This is a genomic window from Janthinobacterium psychrotolerans (assembly GCF_001677885.1).
In the GTDB taxonomy this organism is placed as follows: Bacteria; Pseudomonadota; Gammaproteobacteria; order Burkholderiales; family Burkholderiaceae_D; genus Janthinobacterium; species Janthinobacterium psychrotolerans.
Genome location: NZ_LOCQ01000061.1, coordinates 302,000 through 326,795 on the forward strand (window position 1 = coordinate 302,000; position 24,796 = coordinate 326,795).

Sequence of the window (24,796 nt, forward strand, 5' to 3'; positions counted from 1 at the left end):
CACCAAATGACAGATGGCTGTCGTTCAGTTGCGTTCGAGGTCGATATCGATACCCAGCGAACGGATTTCCTTGACCAGCACGTTGAACGATTCCGGCATGCCGGCGTCGATCACGTGGTCGCCCTTGACGAGGTTTTCGTACACTTTTGTACGGCCATTCACGTCATCGGACTTGACGGTCAACATCTCTTGCAAGACATACGACGCGCCGTACGCTTCCAGTGCCCACACTTCCATCTCACCGAAGCGCTGACCACCGAACTGGGCTTTACCACCCAGCGGCTGTTGCGTGACCAGCGAGTAAGGACCGGTGGAACGTGCGTGCATCTTGTCATCAACCAGGTGATGCAGTTTCAGCATGTGCATCACGCCAACCGTGACCTTGCGCTCGAACGCTTCGCCAGTGCGACCGTCATACATGGTCACCTGGTTTTTCGAGGCGGTCATGCCCAGGTTCTTGGCGATGTCGTCCGGATACGCCAGGTCCAGCATGCGGCGAATCTCGGCTTCATTGGCGCCGTCAAATACTGGCGTGGCGAATGGCACACCCTTTTTCAGGTTTTCGGCCAGCTTCATGATCTCTTCATCATCAAACTTGTCCAGGTCTTCAGCGCGGCCATTGTCGTTGTAGATCGTGGTCAGGTACTTGCGCACTTGCTCGACCTTGGTTTGCGCCTTCAGCATTTCGCCGATGCGGATACCCAGACCCTTGGCAGCCCAGCCCAGGTGAGTCTCGAGAATCTGACCAACGTTCATCCGCGAAGGAACGCCCAGCGGGTTCAGCACCACGTCGGCTGGCGTGCCGTCGGCCATGTATGGCATGTCTTCCACAGGAACAATACGGGAAACCACACCCTTGTTACCGTGGCGACCCGCCATCTTGTCGCCCGACTGCAGGCGGCGTTTCACGGCCAGGTACACCTTGACCATTTTTTGCACGCCTGGTTGCAGCTCGTCGCCTTGCGTCAGTTTCTTGCGCTTCTCTTCGAAGGCCAGATCGAACTGGTGACGCTTCTCGTTGATCGATTCCTTGATCGCTTCGAGCGCTACCGCCGCATCGTCGTCCGCCGGGCGGATGTCGAACCAGTGGTATTTGTCCAGATCATCCAGGTATTCCTTGGTGATCTTGGCGCCTTTGGCCAGCTTTTTAGGGCCGCCGTTGACAACTTTGCCGATCAGCATCTTTTCCAGACGCTGGAAGGCATCGCCTTCAACGATACGCATCTGGTCGTTCAGATCCAGGCGGAAACGTTTCAGTTCGTCATCGATAATCTGCTGGGCGCGCTTGTCGCGCACGATACCTTCGCGGGTAAACACCTGGACGTCGATCACGGTGCCGATCATGCCGGACGGCACGCGCAGCGACGTATCTTTCACGTCGGAAGCTTTTTCGCCGAAAATCGCGCGCAGCAGCTTCTCTTCCGGGGTCAGCTGGGTTTCGCCTTTAGGCGTCACTTTGCCGACCAGGGTATCACCGGCCTGGACTTCGGCGCCGATGTAGACGATACCGGACTCATCCAGACGCGCCAGCTGGTTTTCAGCCAGGTTCGAGATGTCGCGCGTGATTTCTTCCGCGCCCAGTTTCGTATCACGCGCAACGACCGACAACTCTTCGATGTGAATCGAGGTGTAGCGGTCGTCCTTGACGACGTTTTCCGAGATCAGGATCGAATCTTCGAAGTTCAGACCATTCCATGGCATGAACGCCACGGTCATGTTCTGGCCCAGCGCCAATTCGCCCAGGTCGGTCGATGCGCCATCGGCGATCACGTCGCGCTTGGCGACACGGTCGCCCACTTGCACGATAGGACGCTGGTTGATGTTGGTGTTCTGGTTCGAACGGGTGTACTTGATCAGGTTGTAGATGTCGACGCCGACTTCACCAGCTTGCGCTTCGTCATCGTTGACGCGAATCACGACACGGCCCGCATCGATGTAATCGACGATACCGCCACGCAATGCCTGCACGGTGGTGCCCGAGTCGACCGCCACGGTGCGTTCGATACCGGTACCGACCAGCGCTTTTTCAGGACGCAGGCAAGGCACGGCCTGGCGTTGCATGTTGGCGCCCATCAATGCACGGTTCGCATCATCGTGTTCGAGGAACGGAATCAGCGAGGCGGCGACGGACACGATCTGGCCTGGTGCCACGTCCATGTACTGGATGCGCTCTGGCGATACCAGAATCGTCTCGCCGGCTTCACGGGCCGATACCAGTTCATCGGACAAGGTGCCTTCATCGCTGATGGTCGCATTCGCCTGGGCGATGATGTAGCGGCCTTCTTCGATGGCGGACAGGTAGTCGATCTGGTCGGTGATCTTGGAGCCTTCGACCTTGCGGTACGGGGTTTCCAGGAAGCCGTATTCATTCAGGCGGGCATACAACGCCAGCGAGTTGATCAGACCAATGTTCGGACCTTCCGGTGTCTCGATCGGGCAGACGCGGCCGTAGTGTGTCGGATGCACGTCGCGCACTTCAAAGCCGGCGCGTTCGCGTGTCAGACCGCCGGGTCCCAGCGCCGATACACGGCGCTTGTGGGTAATTTCCGACAAAGGATTGGTTTGGTCCATGAACTGCGACAGCTGGGACGAACCGAAGAACTCGCGAATCGCGGCCGAAATCGGCTTCGAGTTGATCAGGTCGTGCGGCATCAGGTTGTCCGCTTCGGCCTGGCCGAGGCGTTCCTTGACGGCGCGTTCAACACGCACCAGGCCGGCGCGGAATTGATTCTCGGCCAGTTCGCCCACGCAACGTACGCGGCGGTTACCCAGGTGATCGATATCGTCGACTTCGCCGCGGCCATTGCGCAGTTCCACCAGGATCTTGATCACGGCCAGCACGTCGTCGTTCGACAGGGTCATGGCGCCGGTCAGTTCATCGCGGCCAATGCGGCGGTTGAACTTCATGCGGCCCACGGCCGACAGGTCGTAGCGGTCCGAGTTGTAGAACAGGCCGTTGAACAGCGCTTCCACGGAGTCTTCGGTTGGCGGCTCGCCTGGACGCATCATGCGGTAGATCGCCACTTTCGCGGCCATCTGGTCGGCGGTGTCGTCGATACGCAGGGTTTGCGAGATGTATGCGCCCTGATCCAGGTCGTTGGTGTACAACGTTTGGATTTCGGAAATGTTGGCATCGCGCAGGCGGCCCAGCAGGTCTTCGGTCAGCTCATCGTTCGCGGACGCAACCACTTCACCGGTGTCGCCATCGACGATGTTCTTCGCCAATACGCGGCCCAGCAGGTAGTCTTCCGGTACGGAAATGTGCTTGATGCCGGCAGCTTCGATATCACGCACGTGTTTCGCGTTGATACGCTTGTCTTTCAGCACCAGGGTCTTGCCCGACTTGTCGACGATGTCGAAACGCGCCACTTCGCCGCGCAGACGCTCGGCGACGAATTCCATCTCCGCGCCCTCGGAGCGCAGGTTGAAATTGTCGAACACGAAGAAGTTCGCCAGGATCTGCTCGTGCGACATGCCGATGGCTTTCAGCAGGATCGTCACAGGCATCTTGCGGCGGCGGTCGACGCGGAAGAACAGGATGTCTTTCGGGTCGAACTCGAAGTCCAGCCACGAGCCGCGGTAAGGAATGATACGCGCGGAGAACAGCAGCTTGCCCGACGAGTGGGTCTTGCCGCGGTCGTGTTCGAAGAACACGCCTGGCGAGCGGTGCAACTGGGAAACGATAACCCGCTCGGTGCCGTTGATAACAAACGAACCGGTGGTCGTCATGAGCGGCAATTCGCCCATGTAGACTTCCTGTTCCTTCATTTCCTTGACGACCGGCTTGGTCGGCGATTCCTTGTCCAGGATCACCAGGCGCACTTTCGCGCGCAGCGGCGACGCGAACGTCAGGCCACGTTGTTGACATTCTTTGACGTCAAAGGCAGGATCGCCCAGGACGTACGACAAGAATTCGAGACGCGCAAAACCATTGTGCGACACGATGGGGAAAATCGAAGTGAAGGCCGACTGCAGGCCATCGTTCTTGCGGCCGGACGGTGCTATGTCCTCTTGCAAGAAGCTATGATAAGACTCGAGCTGGGTCGCCAGCAGGAACGGAACGTGGTGAACGTTGGCGCGCTTCGCGAATGATTTGCGAATGCGTTTCTTCTCAGTAAATGAGTAGTGCATGGACACTCCGTGAGTGACAGAAAGGATAGAAAATTCAGGTTTTGCAAGTGCTCATTTGCAACATTCGCGGCTGCGTGTGACACAGACGAAACCTCAAGGCTCTGCTTTCCGGCTTGAATCGAATAAAAACTGCGGCTACGACGGTGTTACAAATACGATACAGACGACAAAGGAGCCAAAGTCGGATTTCCCCCCTTGCGAGGGGAAACCTCAGACTTTGACTCGGGCGCTAACTGACGCCGGTACAGATATTACTTGATCGAAGCGGTTGCGCCGGCTTCTACCAGTTTCTTCTGTGCAGCTTCAGCGTCAGCTTTCGACACTGCTTCTTTCACAGTTTTTGGTGCGCCATCGACCAGGTCTTTAGCTTCTTTCAAGCCCAGGCCGGTGATTTCGCGAACTGCTTTAATGACGCCAACTTTGTTTGCGCCGAAGCTGTCCAGGATGACGTTGAATTCGGTTTGCTCTTCAGCAGCTGCTGCTGGGCCTGCTGCAGGACCGGCCGAAGCCATTGCTGCTGCCGATACGCCGAATTTTTCTTCGAAAGCTTTGACCAGGTCGTTCAGGTCCATTACGGACATGGCGCTAACTGCTTCCAGGATGTCGTCTTTGCTAATTGCCATTTTGAAACTCCTAAATTTATTACGTTAGTTACATCAGATTGGTACTGAGAGAAAAAAGCGCGCGCAATTAAGCGGCTGCTGGGGCTTCTTCTGCTGCTGCTTCTTCTGCAGGAGCTTCGGCGCCTTCGCCTTTTTTCGCTGCCAGGGCAGCCAGACCACGTGCAAAGCCCGAAACCGGAGCCAGCATAACGCCCAACAACTGCGAAATGAGGACTTCACGGCTAGGAATGCTCGCCAACGCGGTGACAGCAGCTGTATCCAGCGGCTTGCCTGCGTAGTTACCTGCTTTGATGACCAGTTTGTCGTTGGTTTTAGCGAAGTCAGCGATGACTTTAGCTGCTGCAACGGCATCGGCCGAGATCGAGTAGATCAACGGGCCGGTCATGGCATCTGCCAGGCTGGCGAATGCGGTACCTTCAACGGAGCGACGAGCCAGAGTGTTTTTCAACACACGCAGGTACACGCCTTGGGCACGCGCTTTAGCACGCAGTTGCGTCAAGTGACCAACCTGGATGCCACGATATTCGGCCACGACGATGGTTTGCGCATTTGCTACTTGTGCGGAAACTTCGGCGACAACGGCCTTTTTGTCATTCAGATTGAGACTCACGGTCAACCTCCTTAAATGATGTTCAGCGATCACAACCGAGTGGTTGAGCGCCTTGCATCGGTTCGAACACGGCGTCCGAAGTCAAGAAGTACTAAACTGAGCGGATACATTCACGCAGCATGAGGACTACAAAACTTGTTCGGGTACACCATCTGCGTTGGGCACTGGCCGTTGCCGGCCAGCCTATTAACCTTCTGCATGTGCGATCACAGTCGGCCCAACGGTCTTTGATTGTCTGCCGGCATGGTGCGAACACCCCACCGACAGCCCAAAGATGCGCCCGCGGCGCCCGAAGGCGCGCGGGACTTGATTCTTTACTTAAGCTGCCAGGCTGGCCTGGTCAACACGGACGCCAGCGCCCATGGTCGACGACAGCGAAACCTTGCGCAGGTACACGCCTTTGCTCGATGCTGGCTTGGCTTTGTTCAGCGCGTCGATCAGTGCGACCAGATTCGATTTCAGATCTGCATCAGCGAACGATTTACGGCCGATGGTCGCGTGGATGATACCGGATTTGTCGGTACGGTACTGAACTTGACCGGCTTTCGCGTTTTTCACGGCGGTAGCGACGTCAGGCGTAACAGTGCCAACCTTCGGGTTAGGCATCAGGCCGCGTGGGCCCAGGATCTGACCCAGGGTACCAACGATACGCATGGTATCTGGCGAAGCGATGACGATGTCGAAAGGCATGTCGCCGGCTTTGATCTGCTCGGCAAGGTCTTCCATACCAACGATGTCGGCGCCAGCAGCTTTGGCCGCTTCCGCTTTTTCGCCCGACGCGAATACCGCCACGCGCACGGTCTTGCCGGTGCCAGCTGGCAGCACGACGGAGCCGCGAACCACTTGGTCGGATTTCTTAGGATCAACACCCAGTTGTACCGATACGTCGATCGATTCATTGAACTTGGCGGTGGCGCACTCTTTGATCAGCGCGACAGCGTTGTCGAACTCGTACGCTTTGGTACGGTCAACTTTGGCTTTGAAAGCCTTGATACGTTTCGATAACTTAGCCATTATACAACACCTTCCACCGTGATACCGATCGAACGTGCGGAACCAGCGATGGTGCGTACGGCAGCATCCATGTCGGCAGCGGTCAGATCAGGGGTTTTCAATTTAGCGATTTCTTCAGCTTGTGCGCGGGTCAGCGTACCGACTTTGTCGGTATGTGGCTTCGGCGAACCTTTGGTGATCGCAGCAGCTTTTTTGATCAGGTAGGTTGCTGGCGGCGTCTTCATCACGAAGGTGAAGGACTTGTCAGCAAATGCGGTGATCACGACTGGAATCGGCATGCCTGGCTCCAGACCCTGGGTCTGTGCATTGAAGGCTTTGCAGAATTCCATGATGTTCAGGCCACGTTGACCCAGAGCTGGACCGATTGGTGGGGATGGGTTTGCTTTACCAGCTGGTACTTGCAGCTTGATAAAACCAATGATTTTCTTTGCCATGATGGCTCCTATCTTGGATTGAGTAGTAGCGCCCCGCCGATCCTACCCTGGCGGGGCTCCTCTGACCGGATTCTGCCTTGACTGCCGCAACGCTCCTGGTGGCGCCTGATACCAACTTAAACTTTTTCGACCTGGCCGAATTCGAGCTCCACCGGGGTAGCGCGGCCGAAGATGGTGACCGACACACGCACTTTGGATTTCTCGTAGTTGACTTCTTCGACATTGCCGTTGAAATCGGTGAACGGACCATCCTTGATACGGACTTGCTCGCCCACTTCGTACAAGGTTTTCGGACGGGGTTTTTCAACACCTTCCTGCATCTGGCGCATGATGGCATCGATCTCGCGCGCGGAAATCGGCGTCGGCTTGTTCGATTTGCCACCGATGAAACCGGTAACCTTGCTGGTGTTTTTCACCAGGTGCCAGCTCTCGTCCGTCATTTCCATCTCGACCAGCACATAGCCCGGGTAGAAACGGCGCTCGGTGACGGACTTGACGCCATTCTTGACTTCAACCACTTCTTCGATCGGCACCAGGATCTGGCCGAACTGGTCTTGCATGCCGGCGCGTTCGATGCGCTCGGTCAGTGCGCGCATGACGCTTTTTTCCATACCGGAATAAGCATGCACGACGTACCAGCGCTTGCTGCTGACCGGTACGCTCAGCGCTGCGCCAGATTCCGCTGCCGGAACGTCGCCAGCTGCGGGTGCCGCGTCATCTTGCACATTTTCGCTCATTATTTTTTCCAACCAAGAATTATGTCATACAGCAAAAACTCGAGCAATTTATCCGTACCCCACAGGAAAATCGCCATGACCAGCACAAAGGCAAACACGATCGCGGTGATCTGCGTGGCTTCTTTGCGGGTGGGCCAAACGACTTTCTTGGTCTCGCGCACAGCTTCTTTGGCGAAATTCAGGAATTCACGGCCGGTCGTCGAGACATACAAGAGCGCAACAGCAATAACCAAACCAGCCACAAGCGCGCTTGCACGCACCAGAGCTGGTTGGCCTGCCAGGTAATAAAACCCGACTACTCCTGCAATCGCAGCCACTACTGCCAGCGCGACTTTTATCTTGTCACTCGACGTGCTAACGGTTTGCACGGATTGATTTGACATTTTTCTACTTTCGGTGCCCTGCACCATGACGGTGGCAGGGACGGAGGGCATCGAACCCCCAACCTTCGGTTTTGGAGACCGACGCTCTGCCAATTGAGCTACGTCCCTACGTAAAACTTTTGTGGAGTGCTATTCTACCACCTGAGACGCCCCAGGTGGAAGCATAACGTTTCCTTATGCGAGGATTTTTGCAACCACGCCGGCGCCAACGGTACGGCCGCCTTCACGGATAGCGAAGCGCAGGCCTTCTTCCATCGCGATCGGGTTGATCAGCTTGACGGTGATCGACACGTTATCGCCTGGCATGACCATTTCTTTGTCTGCTGGCAACTCGATCGAACCGGTCACGTCCGTCGTACGGAAGTAGAACTGTGGACGATAGTTGTTGAAGAATGGCGTGTGACGGCCGCCTTCGTCTTTCGACAGCACATAGATCTCGCCGGTGAAGTGGTTGTGCGGCTTGATCGAGCCTGGCTTTGCCAGCACCTGACCACGCTGCACGTCTTCACGCTTGGTGCCGCGCAGCAGCAGACCAACGTTGTCGCCTGCCTGACCCTGGTCCAGCAGTTTGCGGAACATTTCCACGCCGGTGCAAGTCGTTTTGACGGTATCGATGATGCCGACGATTTCGATCTCTTCGCCGACCTTGATGATGCCGCGTTCGATACGACCGGTCACAACGGTACCGCGACCCGAGATCGAGAACACGTCTTCCACTGGCATCAGGAATGCACCGTCAACAGCGCGCTCTGGGGTTGGGATGTAGGAATCGAGGGCATCGGCCAGACGCAGCACTGCGTCAACGCCCATTTCGCCTTCTTTGCCTTCCAGCGCCATACGGGCCGAACCTTTGATGATAGGCACGTCGTCGCCTGGGAATTCATATTTCGACAACAGCTCGCGCACTTCCATTTCAACCAGTTCCAGCAGTTCCGCGTCGTCGACCAGGTCGCACTTGTTCAGGAACACGATGATGTATGGAACGCCAACCTGGCGGGCCAGCAGGATGTGTTCGCGGGTCTGTGGCATTGGGCCGTCAGCTGCCGAGCACACCAGGATCGCGCCGTCCATCTGGGCTGCGCCGGTAATCATGTTCTTGATGTAATCGGCGTGGCCTGGGCAGTCAACGTGCGCGTAGTGACGCGAAGCCGTTTCGTACTCGACGTGGGCGGTGTTGATGGTAATGCCGCGTGCTTTTTCTTCCGGAGCCGCATCGATCTGGTCGTATGCTTTGGCTTCGCCGCCGAATTTCTTCGACAGAACCGTTGCGATTGCAGCGGTCAGCGTGGTTTTACCGTGGTCGACGTGGCCGATGGTGCCGACGTTGACGTGCGGCTTGGTCCGTTCGAATTTACCTTTTGCCATTTTGAACTCCTAATGATTTGATTAGATTGCTCAGGCACACGCCCGACGGTCTGGTTTGAATTGCTTCTGTGTTGCCTGCTGCGAATTCTGGTGCCCTTGACGTGGATCGAACACGTGGCCTCTCCCTTACCAAGGGAGTGCTCTACCACTGAGCTACAAGGGCTGTAATTTTGCTGCATGGATGCATAAAGCATCTGAACGGGAACTGGAGCGGGTGAAGGGAATCGAACCCTCGTCGTAAGCTTGGAAGGCTTCTGCTCTACCATTGAGCTACACCCGCGAGGTATCGTTCACTTATCTTCACTTGCTTTACCCAGTTTTTTTGCAAAAACTTGGTGGAGGGGGCTGGATTCGAACCAGCGTACTCGAAAGAACAGATTTACAGTCTGTCGCCTTTAACCACTCGGCCACCCCTCCGCGGGAACCGCAGAGTATGAAGCATCTACTCACAACTGTCAACCTTGTTTCGCATCGCTTGCTGCTGCATTTGCTTATAAAGAAGAAGTTGGCTGCTTCGGGGCGTGATTATAAGCCCCCAAATTAATAATGTGCAAGGGTTGGCGAAAAAAATTCGCATTTTTTTTGCGCCCCCTGCTTGCACCCCGCATTTCTCCGTCAAAACCGCATGCTACCGGGCGTCAGGCGGGTGCATCCAGGCCGCACCGCCCGGTTTGTACTTGCGCAGCAGCTGCTGGTGCAGGCCCGACAGCACCGGCAATTTGGGGTTGCGCGGGTCGAGCCGGCGCACGCCGGCGATCAGCCCCAGCACCTGCTGGCCCAGGCGCTCGTCCCAGCCTTCGTGTTCCAGGCATTTCAGCACGGCGACGGCGGCATTGAACACCACTTGCGGATTGTCGGGCAGACGCGTGACGGCCTCCCCCATCAACTCGACGGCGCCGCGGAAGTCGCCCTGCCCCGCCTTCGCCGCGCCGGCCGCCACCATGTCGGCCACTTCCTGGCGGCTTTGCCGCGCCAGCGCCCTGGCCAGCTCGTCGCAGCCGGCTTGCTCAAATACTTCCATGGCGCGTGTCATGGCCGCGCTGTCGGGCGCGTTGCGCATCACTTCGCGCATCACCTCGGCGGCGCCATCCTCGCGGCCATGGGCCAGGCAATAGCGCGCCAGCTCCGTCTTGACGGCGTTCGAGGCGCCGCCGCTGTGGCGGTTGGCGGCCAGCGCCGCGTCGAGCGACTCGGCCAGCCGCACCTGGTTGCCGGTCTGGCCGTGCAGCATGGCGCTGCACAGGGCGCTGCACAGTTCCGTGTTCGGCTGGCCGCCCATGGTGCGGTCCAGCTCGCGGATCACGGCGCCGGCCTGCAGCGGATCGTTCTTGCGCACCAGGGTTTGCACCAGGCGCACATGGTCTTCCGGGTCGCGAAACTCCGAGTACTTGGCCTTGCTGACCACCAGCTTCAGCGCTTTTTCCGCCGTCTCGACATCGTCGGCCGCCAGCGCCGCTTCGCCCAGGCGGCGCAGGCGGCGCACCGCATGCGGCGACAGGGCCACCGCCTCGGCCAGCGCGTTTTGCGCGTCCTGCGCGCGGCCCTGGGCCTGGTGCGTGCGCGCCAGCCAGTCATAGGCGTCGAGAAAACGCTTGTTGCTGTCGATCAGTTCTTCCAGCATCGCCTGCGCCGCCGGATAGTGCCCTTGCATGAACTGCGTCTTGGCCTGCCCCAGGCGCGCCCAGCCGATCGTTTTGGCGTCGTACAGCGAGGCGTAGATCGGTTCGGCTTCGGCCGCTTCGCCCAGCAGCAGATGCAGTTCGGCGCGCAGGCGCAGGAAATCGGTGGCGTAGCGCGGATACAGGCCGGCGCCTTCGCCGCAGGCGGCGATCGCGCCGCGTTCATTGCCGACATCGATCAGCTGGTGGATCGGCATGAAGGCGGCGCGCTTGTCGACGGCGCGGCCGATGCGCTCGAGCATGTTGTCGGCCGTGAACGGCTTCAGGATGTAGTCGGTCGGCAGCAGCTCGACGGCGCTGACCACCTTGGCAAAGCTGCCTTCGCCGGTGACCATGAAAAACATGGTCGAAGGATGGATCAGGCGGTGGTGGCGCAGGTCTTCCAGCATCTGCTGGCCGTCCTGGCCGCCTTCGAGGTCGTATTCGCACAGGATCAGGTCATAGCTGCGGTTGCCCAGCATGCGGATGGCCTGGCTGGAACTGCCGGCGTCGTCGATCTTGGCCAGGCCGCACAGATTGAGCATATTGTGCAGGCTCGAGCGCATGCCGCCATGCGGCTCGATGATCAGGGCGGACAGCCCCTTGAAGTCTTTCATGGAGTACGCGGCTGCATCAGAGGGCATGCTCCGGATGCCACAGCAGGGGTTCGTGATCGATCAGGTCGAGCAGCGCGGCCACCACTTGCGGATCGAACTGGCTGCCGCTGCGCTGTTCGATATACGCGCGCACCTGCGGATACGGCCACGCTTCCTTGTAGGGCCGCTCATGCAGCAGCGCGTCGAACACGTCGACCACGGCGACGATGCGCGCGGCCAGCGGGATCTCGCGCCCCTTCAGGCCGTTCGGATAGCCGGTGCCGTCGAAGTGCTCATGGTGGCCGCCGGCGATCTGCGCGCCATAGGTCAGGTAGCTGACGCCGTCGACCATATTGGCGGCCCGTTCCAGGATGGTACGCCCGACGCTGGCGTGCAACCGCATCTGTGCGCGCTCCGCGTCGGTATGCAAGCCCGGCTTCAACAGCACCGCGTCGGGCGTGGCGACCTTGCCGACATCGTGCAGGATGCTGGCCAGGCCTATCATGTCGAGCAATTGCGGCGTCAGCTCGTCGGCATACACGCCGCGCTGGCGCAGGCGATGGGCGATGGCGTCGGACAACTGCTGCACCCGCCGCACATGGCCGCCGGTGTCGCTGTCGCGAAATTCGGCCAGGTCGGCCAGCGCCACCACGGTTGCTTCCTGGGCCTTGCGCAGCTGGCCGAACATGTACAGATTGTCAAAGGCGGCGGCGATGCGTTCGCAAAATACTTCCAGCAAGTCGCGCTGGATCGGCGCCAGCGGCCAGGGCGGCGTGATCGAAATGGCCAGCTCGCGGTCGCTGGCCGTATGGATGAACAGCACGTTGGCGGGATGCTCGAACTGGCTGCGCTTTTCCGCAAACGCCTTGTCGATGGCTGACGCCAGCGCGTGCTCGGGCGGCATCGCGTTTGATTCGGCCAGCGCCGCATAGGTGCCGGTGGCGGCCACCACCTCGGGCCGCCCGGCGCCGCCCTGCATCAGGCACAGCACGCCGTCGGCGCCCACGTCGAGGATGGCGCTGACCTGGTTCAGCACGCCGGAAGCAAATTCGCGCAGGGAATGGATCTGGTACAGATTGGTGGCGCCAGCGAGGATCTTGCCCAGGCCGATGCGGCTGCGCTCGAGCATCATCAGGCTTTCATAGGCGCGCAATGCCGAGATCACGGTGGTAAACAGCTTTTGCGTGGTCAGCTCGGTCTTGGCCTTGTAGTCGTTGATGTCGTACTCGACGATCACGCGCTGCTCGGGCGCCTGGCCCGGCTGGCCCGTGCGCAGCACCACGCGCACGATATGGTTGTTCAGTTCGGCGCGGATGCGCTTGGCCAGGATCAGGCCGGCGTCGTCCGTTTCCATCACCACGTCGAGCAGCACCAGCGCGATATCGGGCGTATCGCGCAAGATATCGAACGCTTCGCGGCCGCTGTAGGCGGAAAACAGTTCCAGCTCGCGACCCTTGAAATTGACATTGCGCAGCGCCAGCCGCGTTACCGCATGCACATCGACGTCATCGTCGACGATCAGCACGCGCCACAGGCGCTGTTCAGGCGCCGCTGCTCCCGTCGGGGCCACCACGGGCTCATCCTCGTCGAGCAGCCAGTTATCGTCTGCATCGGCTGTGAGGTCGGTCATGGATACTCCCAAGGATTAAATACGCAAGACACAAGAAACCCTATTGCTTGATGCCTGTCAAGGATAATCAGATTAGATGCTGCTTACAACAGGATTTTGTGTCTCTTCCTGTGGCCTTGGCAGGCCGGGCGGTGGCGTGGCGGCGCTGCCGCTGCTGCTTTTGCCGCCACAGCCTTCACTGCCGGGCTCGACCGCCTGGTAGCGCACTTCATACTTGCCGGTCGCCAGTTGCTCGACGGTCAGCTTGTCATGCGCCAGCAGGTACAGATAGCGCACATTGGCGCCCCGTTCCAGGTCGAACAGCTTGACGAACACGGGGGTGGCATTGGCGCTGTTGTCGAGCGTGACGGACAGGTCGTCGCCCTTGTTGCCGATGGCAAAGCCGCTGACATAACCGGACTGCTGCGGCCACGGCTCGCCATTGGGCGCCACCAGCGCCTGCGCCGCGCCATCGCAGGCGGGCAGGCCCGCTTTCAGGCTCAGCTGAGCCACGGCCAGCACCTTGATCTCGGGTATTTTTGGCTGCGCCGGCTCGGGCGCATAGGGCTTGCCGACGGCCCAGCTGTCGATCGCCACGGCCTCCGGCTTGGTCTCGGCCCTGACCTCCGGCTTGTGTTCCTCAGCGGCGTCGGCTTTCACGCCATCGCGCGCCAGGCCGGTCCAGGCCGAAGCCAGTGCGGCCGGCACCTGCGGCGAGCTGCCCTGCACCAGCAAGGCGCCCAGCCAGCCCAGCAGCAGGCAGGCAAGCAAACTCAGCCACCAGCGCCAGTCGCGCCAAACGGGCATCGCGCCGCGCCGCGCCTTGGACGGCGGCACATCCTGCGCCCAGCCATGCTCATGCTGTGCGCCCGACGCGCGGCCATCCTTGTGCCGCCCTTCTTCCTGGTGGGTGCTTTCCAGCCATTCGATTTCCCATTCCTCGGCGGCGATCCACTCGTCATGCTCCTTGCGGCGCAGCGGGTCGGACAGGGTGCCATAGGCGCTGTTGAGGATGGCCATGATGCGGGCCGCCTTCTCGTCGCCGGGATTCTTGTCGGGATGGTATTTCTGGCTCAGGGCCTTGTACGCGGCACGTATGACTTCCTGCGGCGCCAAACGCGCCACTTTCAGGTTGTCATAGTGTGTATGTATCTTTCCCATCGTTCTATCTTGAAATCCGTGCGCGGCGACGGGTTCTTGCCGGCTGCAGCCAGGCGGTAGCGGTCATGATATACGATTTGACAAGACGAACCACGGCCGGCGGCGAAATTTCGCCAGCCGCCGTGTCAATTCACAGCCGGTGGCTGCGGTCGGCCGCCGACAGCGCATCGGGCAAGCTGACGCCATGCCCCACCGCCAGCACCTTGAACAATTCGCCCATCTCGGCCGGCGAGACCAGCTTTTGCAGCGCGATCGATTGCGGCAAAAAGGTTGTCGCCTGTTCCGGATCGCTGCGCATCAGCAGTTCGCCGATGCCGGCGCCGAGCAAAAAGCTGGCCTGGTTCATGTAGGCCAGCACATCGAGGCCCGCGTCCTGGGCCGCGACCGCCATCGCCGTAAAATCGACGTGGGCCGTGATGTCCTGCAGACCAGGCAAATAGAACGGGTCGGCATGCGCATGGTGGCGGTAATGGCACATCAGGGTGCCGGTCGCGCGCAGGTCCAGGTAATACTCGTGGGCCGGAAAGCCGTAGTCGAACAACAAGGCCGCGCCGCCACGGCCCGCCGTCAGCATGCGCGCCAGCGAGCGCATGAAGCCGCAGGCCACGCCGTGGATTTCGGTCACGTAGCCGACCGGCAGTAGCTCGGCCTCGGGAATTTGCGCGGCGATCTGCGCGGCAATCTCCGCACCCGCCAAGCGCTCGATATGGACAAACCGTCCATCGGCAATGCCGACGTCGAGCTCGCACCAGCCGGCCGGGGTTTTGCTGACCAGGCTGACGGGCATGGCGTCGAGCACTTCATTGCCGAACACGGCGCCTTCGAAACTGTCGGGAAAGCCATCGAGCCAGACGACTTGTGCAAACGCGGCCAGGGCAAGCTCCTGGCGCGCGCGCAATTCGCCCGACAATTCGACGATCGCATACTGTTCGATAACGATGCCGGCGCTGGCCGCCTCGGTCAGGATGTCAAATGCCAGCTTGCCGGTACCGGCGCCAAATTCCAGGATGCGCGGGGCCGTTTGCGCCATAATAGCGGCTGCCACATGGGCCAGGGTGGCGCCAAACAACGGCGATATTTCAGGTGCGGTTGTAAAATCGCCATGTTCGCCCAGCTTGGCGGCGCCGCCGCTATAGTAACCAAGGTCAGGCGCATACAGCGCCAGCTCCATGAAACGGGCAAACGGAATGGCGCCGTCGTGCCGCGCGATCTCGGCGGCAATCAGGTGCTGCAAGGCATGGGACGCGGCCAGCGCGTCGCTATCGGGTTCGGGTAGGGACATTCCCGCATTGTAACGAATCGGCCGGCCCGCCGTCTCCATCACCATACGCATAAAAGTACATGAACCACACTTCGACAGACACAACCGGCACGCCTCCCAAGGTCGCACTCGTCACGGGCGCCGCGCGCCGCATCGGCCGCGCCATCGCGCTGGGCCTGGCGCGCGAGGGCTGGGATATCGCCGTGCATTACCGCGCTTCGCGCGAGGAAGCATTGACCCTGGTCGACGAGCTGACCGCCCTGGGCCGGCGCGCCCAGGCCTTCCGGTGCGACCTGGCGCAGGAAGCGCAGGTGCGCCAGCTGCTGCCGCAGGCGCAGCAACAGCTGGGCCGCATTACTTGCGTGGTCAACAACGCTTCGTTGTTTGAATACGACAATGCCGGCGATTTTTCCTGCACCGCGCTCGACGCCCACATGCACGCCAACCTGGCCGCGCCGGTGCTGCTGGCCCAGGCGCTGTACCAGGCCACGCCATCCGGCGAACAAGCCGTGGTGATCAACTTGCTGGACCAAAAACTGTACAATCTCAATCCTGATTTTTTGTCGTACACCTTGTCCAAGGCCGCGCTGCTGTCGGCGACCACCATGCTGGCCCAGGCGCTGGCGCCGACAGTGCGCGTGGTCGGCATCGCCCCCGGCATCACCATGGTGTCGGGCGAGCAAAGCGAAGCGAACTTCGTCAAGGCGCACGAAAACACCCCGCTGGGGCGCTCGAGCACGCCGCAGGATATTGCCGACTGCGTGTGCTACGTGGCCGGCGCGCGCGCGCTGACCGGCACCACCTTGCTGGTCGATGGCGGCCAGCACCTGATCGGCTTGCCGCGCGACGTCATGTTCCTGACCAAATGAATCAGCCGATCCACCGGCTACCCCAACATACAAGCATCATTAAAAGGTAAAACCATGTCCTCCGCCCTGTTCCACCCCCGCCTGGCCGATTGCCGGCGCCTGTTCCTGCGCAATTACGAAGTGCTGATCAATATCGGCGTCTACGACTTCGAGAAAAAGGGCGAGCAGCGCGTCCTGATCAATGTCGACCTGTATATTCCGCTGGCCCAGTCGACGCCGAAAGACGATCAGCTCGACGAAGTGGTCGACTACGACTTCATGCGCGACACGATTGCCAAGCGCATGGCGCAAGGCCATGTGCAGCTGCAGGAAACCCTGGTTGACGACGTGCTGGCCGCCATGCTGGCGCACCCGCGCGTGCGCGCCGCGCGCGTGTCGTCGATGAAACCCGACGTCTACCCGGACTGCGAAGGCGTGGGCGTGGAAGTATTCCAGATCAAGGATGCGGCATGAACGAGGCGACGATGGAAATGACGACGACGGCGGTGGAAATTCCGGCCAATATCGAAGCGCAGAAACTGGCGCGCAAGAAGGCCGAAAAGATCGCGCTGGAAAACAACAAGCTGCACAAGCGTTTGTGCCGCCTGGTGGGCCAGGCGATCGGCGACTTCAACATGATCGAAGAGGGCGACAAGGTGATGGTGTGCCTGTCCGGCGGCAAGGACAGCTACGCCCTGCTCGACATCCTGATGACCTTGCGCGAGCGCGCGCCGATCCACTTCGATATCGTGGTGGTCAACCTGGACCAGAAGCAGCCCAACTTCCCGCCCGAGATCCTGCCGGCCTACCTGACGGAACTGGGCGTGGCCTTCCATATCGAGAACCAGGACACCTACAGCATCGTCAAGCGCCTGATCCCGGAAGGCAAGACCACCTGCTCGCTGTGCTCGCGCCTGCGCCGCGGCATCCTGTACCGCGTGGCCGACGAGCTGGGCGCGACCAAGATCGCGCTGGGCCACCACCGCGACGATATCCTGGAAACCTTTTTCCTCAATATGTTCTTTGGTGGAAAACTGAAAGGCATGCCGGCCAAGCTGGTGTCCGACGACGGCAAGCACATGGTGATCCGCCCGATGGCGTATGTAAAAGAAGAAGACACCGAGCGCTATGCCGAAGTGAAGGGTTTCCCCATCATTCCATGCGACCTGTGCGGTTCGCAGGAAAACCTGCAGCGCAAGCAGATCAAGGCCATGATGCGCGACTGGGACAAGAAATTCCCGGGCCGCGTGGAAAGCATCTTCTCGGCCATGTCCAACGTGGCGCCGTCGCACCTGATGGACGGCAAGCTGTTCGGCTTTGGCGACCTGAAGGCGGACGGCCTGGCCAATCCGATGGGCGATATCGCGTTCGATGAAGAGCCGTGCTCGACGCCAACGACGTTTGGCGCGACGATCCCGCTGCAGTCGGTGTAAGGCCTGGCGGCGCCATCGCGATGAGGTCGCCGCCATGAAGACTTACTGATTAAAACTCTTCCCGGTCATCGCCGCCGCGCAGGACTTTGCACAGCGCCTCCTGGCCAGGGAACCGGGTGCGCTGGCGGCCTACCTGAAGATGCTCAGTTCGGGCGGATCAAGCTATCCATATGAGCTGGTGAAGGCGGCCGGGGTCGACCTGGCCACGCCGAAACCGTACCAGGCGCTGGTGGCGCGCATGAATGGCATCATGGACCGCATCGAGGCGATCGAGAGCAAGCGCGGGAAATAACCGCGACAGCGATCATTGAGGGCGGCCGTTTTCGCCTTCCGCAGCGGCAAACGCCGCGGCATCGCTCTCGAACATGTCTTCCAGTTCCTCGCGCGCCTTGCGCGTGAGGGACATGACTTTCTGCTGGTCCTGGAAATGCGGCGCCACGTCAAGCAGGGTTTTCAGGTTGTGCGTGCGGAAGATGGCGGCCGCGCGTTCGGCCCGCTCGGCGCTGTAGCCGGCCTGGCGCAGGGTCTGCTCGCCCAGCAGCAGCGCGGCGGCAAAGGTCTCGCGCTCGATCAGGGTCACGCCGCGGTTCATCAGTTCATAGTAATGCGTGACGTTGCGCGCGCGCGCCAGGATGGTCAGGTGCGGCAGGCGCAGGCGCACGGCGTCGACCAGCGCCAGGCTGTCGTCGACATCGTCGATGGCGATCACCAGCGCTTTCGCCTTTTCGATGCCGGCCGCCACCAGCAGGTCGACCCGCGTGGCGTCGCCATAAAACACCTTGAAGCCAAACTTGCGCAGCAAGTCGATCTGGTCCGGGTCGTGGTCGAGCACCGTCACGCCGATCTTGTTGGCGGCCAGCAGGCGGCCGATGATCTGGCCGAAGCGGCCGAAGCCGGCGATCATGATGGGGTTGTCCTGCGCTTGCATGGTGTCGTCGGGCCGGCGCTTCTTGTCGCTGCGCAGGCGCGGCGCCACCAGCTTGTCGTGCGCCAGCAGCAGCAAGGGCGTGGCCACCATCGACACCGTCACCACCACCACCAGCACGGCGCTGGTTTCGGGCGTGAAGACGTGGACGGCCAGCGCGGCGGCGAACACCACGAAGGCGAATTCGCCGCCCTGCGACAGCAGCAGCGCAAAGAACAGCTGCTGGCCGCGTGGAATATCGAACAGCTTGGACAGGCCATACAGCAACGCGATCTTGATGGCCAGCAGGCCGGCCACCAGCGCCAGGATCAGCAGCGGCTGGGCGCGCAGCACGCCGAAGTCGACCGACATGCCCACGGCGATAAAGAACAGGCCCAGCAACAGCCCCTTGAATGGTTCCAGGTCGCTGATCAGTTCCTGGCGGTATTCCGAGTCGGCCAGCAGCACGCCGGCGACAAAGGTGCCGAGCGCCATCGACAGGCCCACCGATTCCATCAGCACGCAGATGGCGATCACCAGCATCAGCGCAAAGGCGGTGAAAATTTCGCGCAATTCCGTCCTGGCGATAAAGCGCAGGATCGGATTGACGAGGAAACGCCCGGCCACTACCAGGGCCGCCAGCACGGCCACCAGTTTCAAGACCCGCAGCCAGCCCGGCGCATCGCTATGCGTGGCCAGGCCGCCCAGCAGCGGCACCAGCGCGATCATCGGGATGGCGGCGATATCCTGGAACAGCAGAATGGAAAAACCGGCCGAGCCGGCCGGCGTCGACATCAGCTTGCGCTCGCCCAGAGTGGCGAGCACGATGGCGGTCGACGACAGCGACAAGCCCAGGGCACCCACCAGCGCCGTGCGCCAGTCGACGCCCAAGGCCATGGCGCCGGCGCACAGGCCGGCGCTGACCAGCGCCACTTGCGCGCCGCCCCAGCCGAAGATGGGCCGGCGCAGCAGCCAGAGCCGCTTCGGTTCCAGTTCCAGGCCGATCAGGAACATCAGCAGCACCACGCCGAACTCGGAAAAGCTGAGGATCACGTCGACGTTGTTGATCAGGCCCAGGCCAAACGGCCCGATGATGACGCCGGCGACCAGGTAGCCCAGCACGGCGCCCATGCCCAGGCGTTTGGCCAGCGGCACCATGACGATGGCGGCGACCAGGTAAAACAGGATATTGAGTAGAAAACTGTGGTGTTCCATGCGAATTCCGGTAAAACGTGACTGGAATCGCAATCATGCCTGAACTTGCCTGCGGCGTGACCCAGCCGAAGGCCAGGCCCGCCGCTATTTTTTCGCCGCCACCCGCGCGCGCAGCGCATCGAACATTTTCGGGATGCTGTCGCGGCTCATGCTGTCGACGATCCAGCCAAAACCCATCGGCACCGGACCTGGGTCGGTGTACACCTGGTATTTGATGGCGGTGGCGCCGGCATCCTGCGGGTCGGGCGACAGCTGCCAGTAGCCGCTGGTATCAAAGATGGTGTCCTCGATTTTCACGCCCTCCATCGGCACGAGCTTCCAGGCCAGGTTGCAGCTGGCGTCGCCGGTTTTCGGCGTCATCTTCAGGCGGTACTGCTTGACTTTCCCCATCGGCAGCTTGAGCGTGACGTCGACCAGCGAGGCGCCGCCGCCGGCGGGAGCGACCTTGATCTTGTCGACGTTGGGCATGAACTGCGGGTAGCCGGCAAAATCCTGGATCGCCGCGCAGACGGCAGCCACGCTGGCCGGCATGCTGGTGCTGGCGGCAAAGGCCTTGCCGGGCACGCCGGGCTTGCTGACATCGACCAGGTTGACGGAGACAGCGGCGGCGGCTGTGGCGGTGAACGCGGCCAGCGGGCCACAGGCAGCCAATACGAACAGCAGGGTCTTCATGGTTTTTCCTGGTCGATCTGCGCGCGGATCGCTTCCACGTCGACGCGCTTGAGGTATTTTTCGATATTTCTCCACACCGCGTGGTAGCCGTAGCCGCCGTTCTTCAGCTCGTCGATGGCCTTTTCGCGCGGCCAGCCCTGGTACAGCATGCGGTACATGGCCGTCATCATGCCGGTACGGTCGGCGCCGTGCAGGCAGTGCAGCAGCACCGGGCCTTGTTCTTCGGCGGCGCGGATGCTGCGCATCGCTTCGATCACATGGCGGTCGCGAATCGCCCAGGTATTGATGGGGATGCGCACGGTGCGGATGCCGCTGTCCTTCAGCACTTCGGTATCCGAATGAAACGAGCGCAGGCTGATCACGGTTTTCACGCCCAGCGACTGCAGCTGCGCCACATCGGCGCGATCGAGCATGGCGCTGCGGTACAGCACCGGCGTGACCTGGTGCAGGTTCGACACATGCGGCATCGGCGTGGCCCAGTCGGGATGGCGCTCGGGCTTGGCGGAAGAGCCAGGAGCCTGGCTGTTCGCCGGCGCCATCATCAGGCCGAACGACAGCGCCAGCAAGGCGGCGGAAATGAAGCGGATGGAGCTCATGATTTTCTCCGGTAAGAAAAGTACAGCAGCGCGCTGGCCGCCAGCAGCGAGACCCAGTAATCGGTCGGTGCAAACAGCATCCAGTGCTTGTGCCAGGCGATGTGGGCCGGGCTGAAATGCGCCACGCCATAGGCGGGATTCATCACGAACCACAGATAGTCCTCGATTACCCAGAACAGCATGATGCAGCCGATGGCGCGCGCTTCCAGGCGCCACGACCACTGCCCCAGAAACAGCAGCGGAAAATGAAAGAACAGCGCAACAAACGGAAACACCCAGGCATGGTAGCCGGTCATGGGGCGGCCGCCCCAGAAGATATCGAGCAGCCAGTGGTGTTCGATGCGCCAGGTGGGCAGGTTGGCGGCCCAGCCGGCCGCGCCTTCGATCTGGATTTCCACCTGTGCGAAAAACAGGCCCAGCAAGGCGACCCAGGCCAGGGTCGCGGCGATCTGCCACGGTTTGACGGTACTGCCCGTCATGCCTGCGCCTGCGGCACTGTGGCCAGCACTTTGGCCAGCACCTCCAGCGCGGCGCGCGGGCGGCCCAGCGCCAGCGCCCGTTCACGCATCGCCTGCAACTGTTCCGGGTGATCGAGCAGATGGCGCACGCGGTATTCCAGGCTGGCGCCGTCGAGCGCCTTCAGGGCCACGCCCTGTTCCAGCAGGAAGTCGGCATTGCGCTCTTCCTGGCCGGGAATCGGCGAATTGACGATCATCGGCAAGCCGAGCGCCAGGCACTCGGAGGTGGTCAGGCCGCCCGGCTTGGTGATGACCAGGTCGGCGCAGGCCATCAGCCGTTCGACTTCGCTGGTAAAACCCTGCGCCAGCAAACGGCCCGGATATTGCGCGGCCAGCGCCGTCAGTTTCGCCAGCGCGGCCGCGTTTTTGCCGGCCAGCACGATCAGCTGGAAGTCGCCTTCGAGAAGGAGCAGGCCTGCGGCGATGGTGTCGAGGCTGCCCAGGCCGGCGCCGCCGCCCATCAGCAAAATGGTCTTGCGCTGCGGGTCCAGCCCGAACGCCTGCGCGCACTGCATGCGCTTCGGTGCCTGCGCAAAGGCCGGCATGATGGGAATGCCCGTCACGTGGATGCGCTCAAAGGCGATGCCTTCGTGGCGCATGCGGAACGCCACTTCATCGGTGGCGGCAAAATAGCCCTGCATATGGTCGAGCACCCACATGCGGTGCAGGTCGAAGTCCGTCACCTGCACCCACACGGGGCAGTCCAGCTGGTGATCGCGCAGCGCGCGCGACAGCAGTTCGGCCGGCAGGAAATGCGTGCAGACGATGGCGTCGGGCGCAAACGCGGCGATCTGCGCCATCAGCGCGCGCGTGTTGAGGCGCTCGATGGCGCGGCGCACGCGCTGCATCGAGCTGTCTTTCGGCGCATCGTGCGTGGCGTGGTACAGATAGCCCCACAGCGCTGGCGCCTTGTTGACCAGCTTGATGTAAAAGTCGGTGTACAGCTTGCGAAACGCGGGCGTGACGAAATCCATCACGTCGATATGGCGCGCGGTGGCCAGCGGGCCGGTGCCGTCCGCTCCATCATGCCCCGCATACGCCTCGATCGCCTGCGCGGCGCGCAAATGGCCGGCGCCGGCCGAGACGCTGAGAATCAGGATTTTTTTGGGTGGGTGCTGCGGCATGTGCGTGCGCTCCAGGTAAGCCTTATCGGGAAAGCAAGCACAATAGCATCAACTGCCGCGCGCACATTACATCTTCGCAAGCGACCCGCAATTTGCCCTTATTTGACTGCCGGCGCCACGTCGGTGCGCAGTACCGGATACAGATTCAGGCGCTCGTCCCACGAAGCATGGCGGCGCGCGAAAAACGCCAGCCGCGCTTTCGGATTGCCGGCAAAGGCAGGATCGTCGGCCAGCTTCTGGCGGAACTGGGCCGCCAGCGCCGGGTCCGCCGCCAGCTGCGCGCGCGCCACGTCTTCGGCCACATAATCTTCCATGTATTCCTTGGCCTCGTAGGCTGTGTTGAAACTGCCCCAGGCCTGCAGCGAATCGGGCGCGCGTGGCTCCAGCAGCGCCAGCACCAGGCGCGCCTTGGGCTGGTTGACCGGCACATACAGGGCGCCGGCGCCTATCGTACGCCGCTCGGCTTGCCATTCGCCCGTCACCTGCGCCGTCTGGCGGCCTTCGAACGATTGCGCGCCGAATGTCACGCCGCTGGCGCGAAAGGTCTCGACCATCTGCTTGTCCAGCTCTGTGCGCAGCACCTGATAGCGCACGCCGTGCTGGCGCAGTTTTTCCGCCACCATGGCGGCGCGCGCGGCCGGTACCAGGTAGCCGGCCTTCGGCGCCGTGACCTGCAGGTCGGGCACGATCTCGTCGCGCAGCGGCACCGTCCACAATTGCGGCGTGGTCTCGTCGTAGCGCGTCATCAGGGCGCCTGAAATCCCGGATGGCGTGCGCGTATAGGCGTAGCCGCGAAAGTCGATCATGCGGGTTTTGTCGGTGGTTTTATAACTGAGCGGCACGCTGGTGCCGGCCAGCTGCTGCGCGCGCGCGTCCGCCGCCAGGGCCGTGCCGCGCCAAACGGCGCCGTGCCGCGCCACGTGTTCCAGCAGCGAGACGATGGTGTTGCGCGTGAGGCGCACACGGGTCGGGTAGTCCTTCCACGAATGGGTTTCCACCAGCACGCCGAAGCGGTTGCGCAGCTGGAAGTAGCCGTGCGAAAAGCGCGGGTTCGGTGCGCCGTCGACAAAGCCCGACTGCGGATTGTCTTCCTCGGCAAACGAGATATAGAACGGCTTCGGATCGGAACCCTGTTTCGCCAGGTCGGCCAGCACGCCGTCACGCAAGGCAGTGCCGGCCTGGCGCAGGTCCATGTCGCCCGTATGCACGGGTTCGACCTGGATCGAGATATCGGGTTCGAACTGGGCGCCGTCGGTCACATGCAGGTCGACATAGGCCAATGGGTCCCAGGCGTTGAGCAGCGCCAGCATCTGCTGCATTTCGGGCGCGTCGGCCTTCATGTAATCGCGGTTCAGGTTGAAATTTTGCGCCGTGCTGCGCCAGCCCATTTCCACCGGGCCGCGCTGGTTGGGACGGTTCCACTGGCCGAAGCGCTCGTGGCCGTCAACGTTAAACACCGGCACGAACAGCAGCACCTGCTTGTCGAGCGCGCCGGGCGCCGCCTTGCCGTCCAACACTTCGCGCAGCGCCAGGAAGCCCGCATCCTTGCCATCGATCTCGCCGGCATGGATGCCGCCCTGCACCAGCAGCACCGGCAGCTTGCGCCGCGCCGCTTCCTGCGCGCTCAAGGCGCCCGTGTTCGACACCGCCAGCGCCAGCATCGGCCGGTTTTCAGGCGTGCGGCCAAATTCAAAGCAGCGCACCTGCTGCGGATAGCGGGCCTGGAACTGCCGGCACAGCGTTTCCACCTCGGCATAGCGGCCCGTGTGCAAAAAGCCCGAGCGTTCGGCCACCGTGGCCAAGGACGTGGCGGCTTGCGCAGGCAGGGCAAAGGTGGACAGCAAGGCGGCGGACAGCAGGGCGTGGCGTAGCATGGGAAAAGCTCCAGCGGCAGATGGGAAGCG

General features: G+C 61.5%; 22 protein-coding genes and 4 tRNA genes. 4 read left to right on the top strand and 22 right to left on the bottom strand.

Going from position 1 to position 24,796, the window contains the following annotated elements:
• Positions 1–24: 24 nt before the first annotated feature.
• From rpoB to ASR47_RS23460, 16 genes are all read right to left on the bottom strand, one after another.
• Positions 25–4,131, bottom strand: coding sequence for a DNA-directed RNA polymerase subunit beta (gene rpoB, locus ASR47_RS23385; RefSeq protein WP_065310182.1), 4,107 nt, complete (start codon positions 4,129–4,131; stop codon positions 25–27).
• 251 nt (positions 4,132–4,382) lie between these two features.
• Positions 4,383–4,754: a 50S ribosomal protein L7/L12 gene (gene rplL / locus ASR47_RS23390; RefSeq protein ID WP_010394320.1), complete on the bottom strand. Its 372-nt coding sequence runs from the start codon at positions 4,752–4,754 to the stop codon at positions 4,383–4,385.
• Between the two features lie 67 nt (positions 4,755–4,821).
• A complete protein-coding gene (gene rplJ, locus ASR47_RS23395; RefSeq protein ID WP_029496119.1) occupies positions 4,822–5,364 on the bottom strand; it encodes a 50S ribosomal protein L10 in 543 nt (180 codons plus the stop codon).
• 318 nt (positions 5,365–5,682) lie between these two features.
• Positions 5,683–6,378: a 50S ribosomal protein L1 gene (rplA, locus tag ASR47_RS23400; protein ID WP_065310183.1), complete on the bottom strand. Its 696-nt coding sequence runs from the start codon at positions 6,376–6,378 to the stop codon at positions 5,683–5,685.
• A complete protein-coding gene (gene rplK, locus ASR47_RS23405) occupies positions 6,378–6,812 on the bottom strand; it encodes a 50S ribosomal protein L11 (RefSeq protein WP_034753131.1) in 435 nt (144 codons plus the stop codon). Before rplK ends, rplA begins: the two co-directional genes overlap by 1 nt.
• Positions 6,813–6,928: 116 nt before the next feature.
• Entirely contained in the window at positions 6,929–7,549 is a 621-nt protein-coding gene (nusG, locus tag ASR47_RS23410) for a transcription termination/antitermination protein NusG (protein WP_065310184.1), read from the bottom strand.
• A complete protein-coding gene (gene secE, locus ASR47_RS23415; RefSeq protein WP_065310327.1) occupies positions 7,549–7,932 on the bottom strand; it encodes a preprotein translocase subunit SecE in 384 nt (127 codons plus the stop codon). Before secE ends, nusG begins: the two co-directional genes overlap by 1 nt.
• A 32-nt stretch (positions 7,933–7,964) precedes the next feature.
• Positions 7,965–8,040: transfer RNA gene (locus ASR47_RS23420), tRNA-Trp, on the bottom strand.
• Positions 8,041–8,106: 66 nt separating this feature from the next.
• The gene (gene tuf, locus ASR47_RS23425) at positions 8,107–9,297 is read right to left on the bottom strand and encodes an elongation factor Tu (protein WP_065310157.1); all 1,191 of its coding nucleotides are present in this window, start codon (positions 9,295–9,297) and stop codon (positions 8,107–8,109) included.
• Between the two features lie 88 nt (positions 9,298–9,385).
• Positions 9,386–9,460, bottom strand: a tRNA-Thr gene (locus ASR47_RS23430).
• A 43-nt stretch (positions 9,461–9,503) separates the two neighbouring features.
• Positions 9,504–9,577, bottom strand: a tRNA-Gly gene (locus ASR47_RS23435).
• Positions 9,578–9,630: 53 nt separating this feature from the next.
• Positions 9,631–9,714, bottom strand: a tRNA-Tyr gene (locus ASR47_RS23440).
• A gap of 211 nt (positions 9,715–9,925) precedes the next feature.
• Positions 9,926–11,572 carry a tetratricopeptide repeat-containing response regulator gene (locus ASR47_RS23445; RefSeq protein WP_065310185.1) on the bottom strand — a complete coding sequence of 549 codons (1,647 nt, stop codon included), beginning with the start codon at positions 11,570–11,572 and terminating at the stop codon, positions 9,926–9,928.
• Between the two features lie 16 nt (positions 11,573–11,588).
• Positions 11,589–13,181 carry a DUF3369 domain-containing protein gene (locus ASR47_RS23450; RefSeq protein WP_065310186.1) on the bottom strand — a complete coding sequence of 531 codons (1,593 nt, stop codon included), beginning with the start codon at positions 13,179–13,181 and terminating at the stop codon, positions 11,589–11,591.
• A 72-nt stretch (positions 13,182–13,253) separates the two neighbouring features.
• Positions 13,254–14,321, bottom strand: coding sequence for a J domain-containing protein (locus tag ASR47_RS23455; protein ID WP_065310187.1), 1,068 nt, complete (start codon positions 14,319–14,321; stop codon positions 13,254–13,256).
• A 130-nt stretch (positions 14,322–14,451) separates the two neighbouring features.
• Complete coding sequence (locus ASR47_RS23460; protein WP_065310188.1) at positions 14,452–15,603, bottom strand: class I SAM-dependent methyltransferase; 1,152 nt, start codon at positions 15,601–15,603, stop codon at positions 14,452–14,454.
• A gap of 59 nt (positions 15,604–15,662) precedes the next feature.
• Between ASR47_RS23460 and ASR47_RS23465 the strand changes: the two genes are divergently transcribed.
• The 4 genes from ASR47_RS23465 (at position 15,663) to ASR47_RS27230 (ending at position 18,155) form a co-directional block, all read left to right on the top strand.
• Positions 15,663–16,451 (top strand): SDR family oxidoreductase, encoded by a 789-nt coding sequence (locus ASR47_RS23465; RefSeq protein ID WP_065310189.1) that lies wholly within the window; start codon positions 15,663–15,665, stop codon positions 16,449–16,451.
• 54 nt (positions 16,452–16,505) lie between these two features.
• A complete protein-coding gene (locus ASR47_RS23470) occupies positions 16,506–16,904 on the top strand; it encodes a dihydroneopterin aldolase (protein ID WP_065310190.1) in 399 nt (132 codons plus the stop codon).
• A 17-nt stretch (positions 16,905–16,921) separates the two neighbouring features.
• Positions 16,922–17,863, top strand: a complete 942-nt coding sequence (gene ttcA / locus ASR47_RS23475) for a tRNA 2-thiocytidine(32) synthetase TtcA (RefSeq protein WP_065310328.1) — start codon at positions 16,922–16,924, stop codon at positions 17,861–17,863.
• 139 nt (positions 17,864–18,002) lie between these two features.
• Positions 18,003–18,155: an oligoendopeptidase F family protein gene (locus tag ASR47_RS27230; protein WP_150127946.1), complete on the top strand. Its 153-nt coding sequence runs from the start codon at positions 18,003–18,005 to the stop codon at positions 18,153–18,155.
• A 12-nt stretch (positions 18,156–18,167) separates the two neighbouring features.
• Here the strand turns inward: ASR47_RS27230 and kefC are convergent, their stop codons facing one another.
• The 6 genes from kefC to ASR47_RS23505 all read right to left on the bottom strand — a co-directional run bounded on the left by kefC (position 18,168) and on the right by ASR47_RS23505 (position 24,766).
• Entirely contained in the window at positions 18,168–19,982 is a 1,815-nt protein-coding gene (gene kefC / locus ASR47_RS23480) for a glutathione-regulated potassium-efflux system protein KefC (protein WP_065310191.1), read from the bottom strand.
• 84 nt (positions 19,983–20,066) lie between these two features.
• Complete coding sequence (locus ASR47_RS23485) at positions 20,067–20,654, bottom strand: SRPBCC family protein (protein ID WP_065310192.1); 588 nt, start codon at positions 20,652–20,654, stop codon at positions 20,067–20,069.
• Entirely contained in the window at positions 20,651–21,250 is a 600-nt protein-coding gene (locus tag ASR47_RS23490) for a dual specificity protein phosphatase family protein (protein WP_065310193.1), read from the bottom strand. Before ASR47_RS23490 ends, ASR47_RS23485 begins: the two co-directional genes overlap by 4 nt.
• The gene (locus ASR47_RS23495; RefSeq protein WP_065310194.1) at positions 21,247–21,729 is read right to left on the bottom strand and encodes a hypothetical protein; all 483 of its coding nucleotides are present in this window, start codon (positions 21,727–21,729) and stop codon (positions 21,247–21,249) included. The genes ASR47_RS23490 and ASR47_RS23495 overlap by 4 nt, the downstream gene beginning before the upstream one ends.
• Complete coding sequence (locus ASR47_RS23500) at positions 21,726–22,892, bottom strand: MGDG synthase family glycosyltransferase (RefSeq protein ID WP_065310195.1); 1,167 nt, start codon at positions 22,890–22,892, stop codon at positions 21,726–21,728. Before ASR47_RS23500 ends, ASR47_RS23495 begins: the two co-directional genes overlap by 4 nt.
• 98 nt (positions 22,893–22,990) lie before the next feature.
• The gene (locus ASR47_RS23505) at positions 22,991–24,766 is read right to left on the bottom strand and encodes a M14 family zinc carboxypeptidase (protein WP_065310196.1); all 1,776 of its coding nucleotides are present in this window, start codon (positions 24,764–24,766) and stop codon (positions 22,991–22,993) included.
• Positions 24,767–24,796 lie beyond the last annotated feature (30 nt).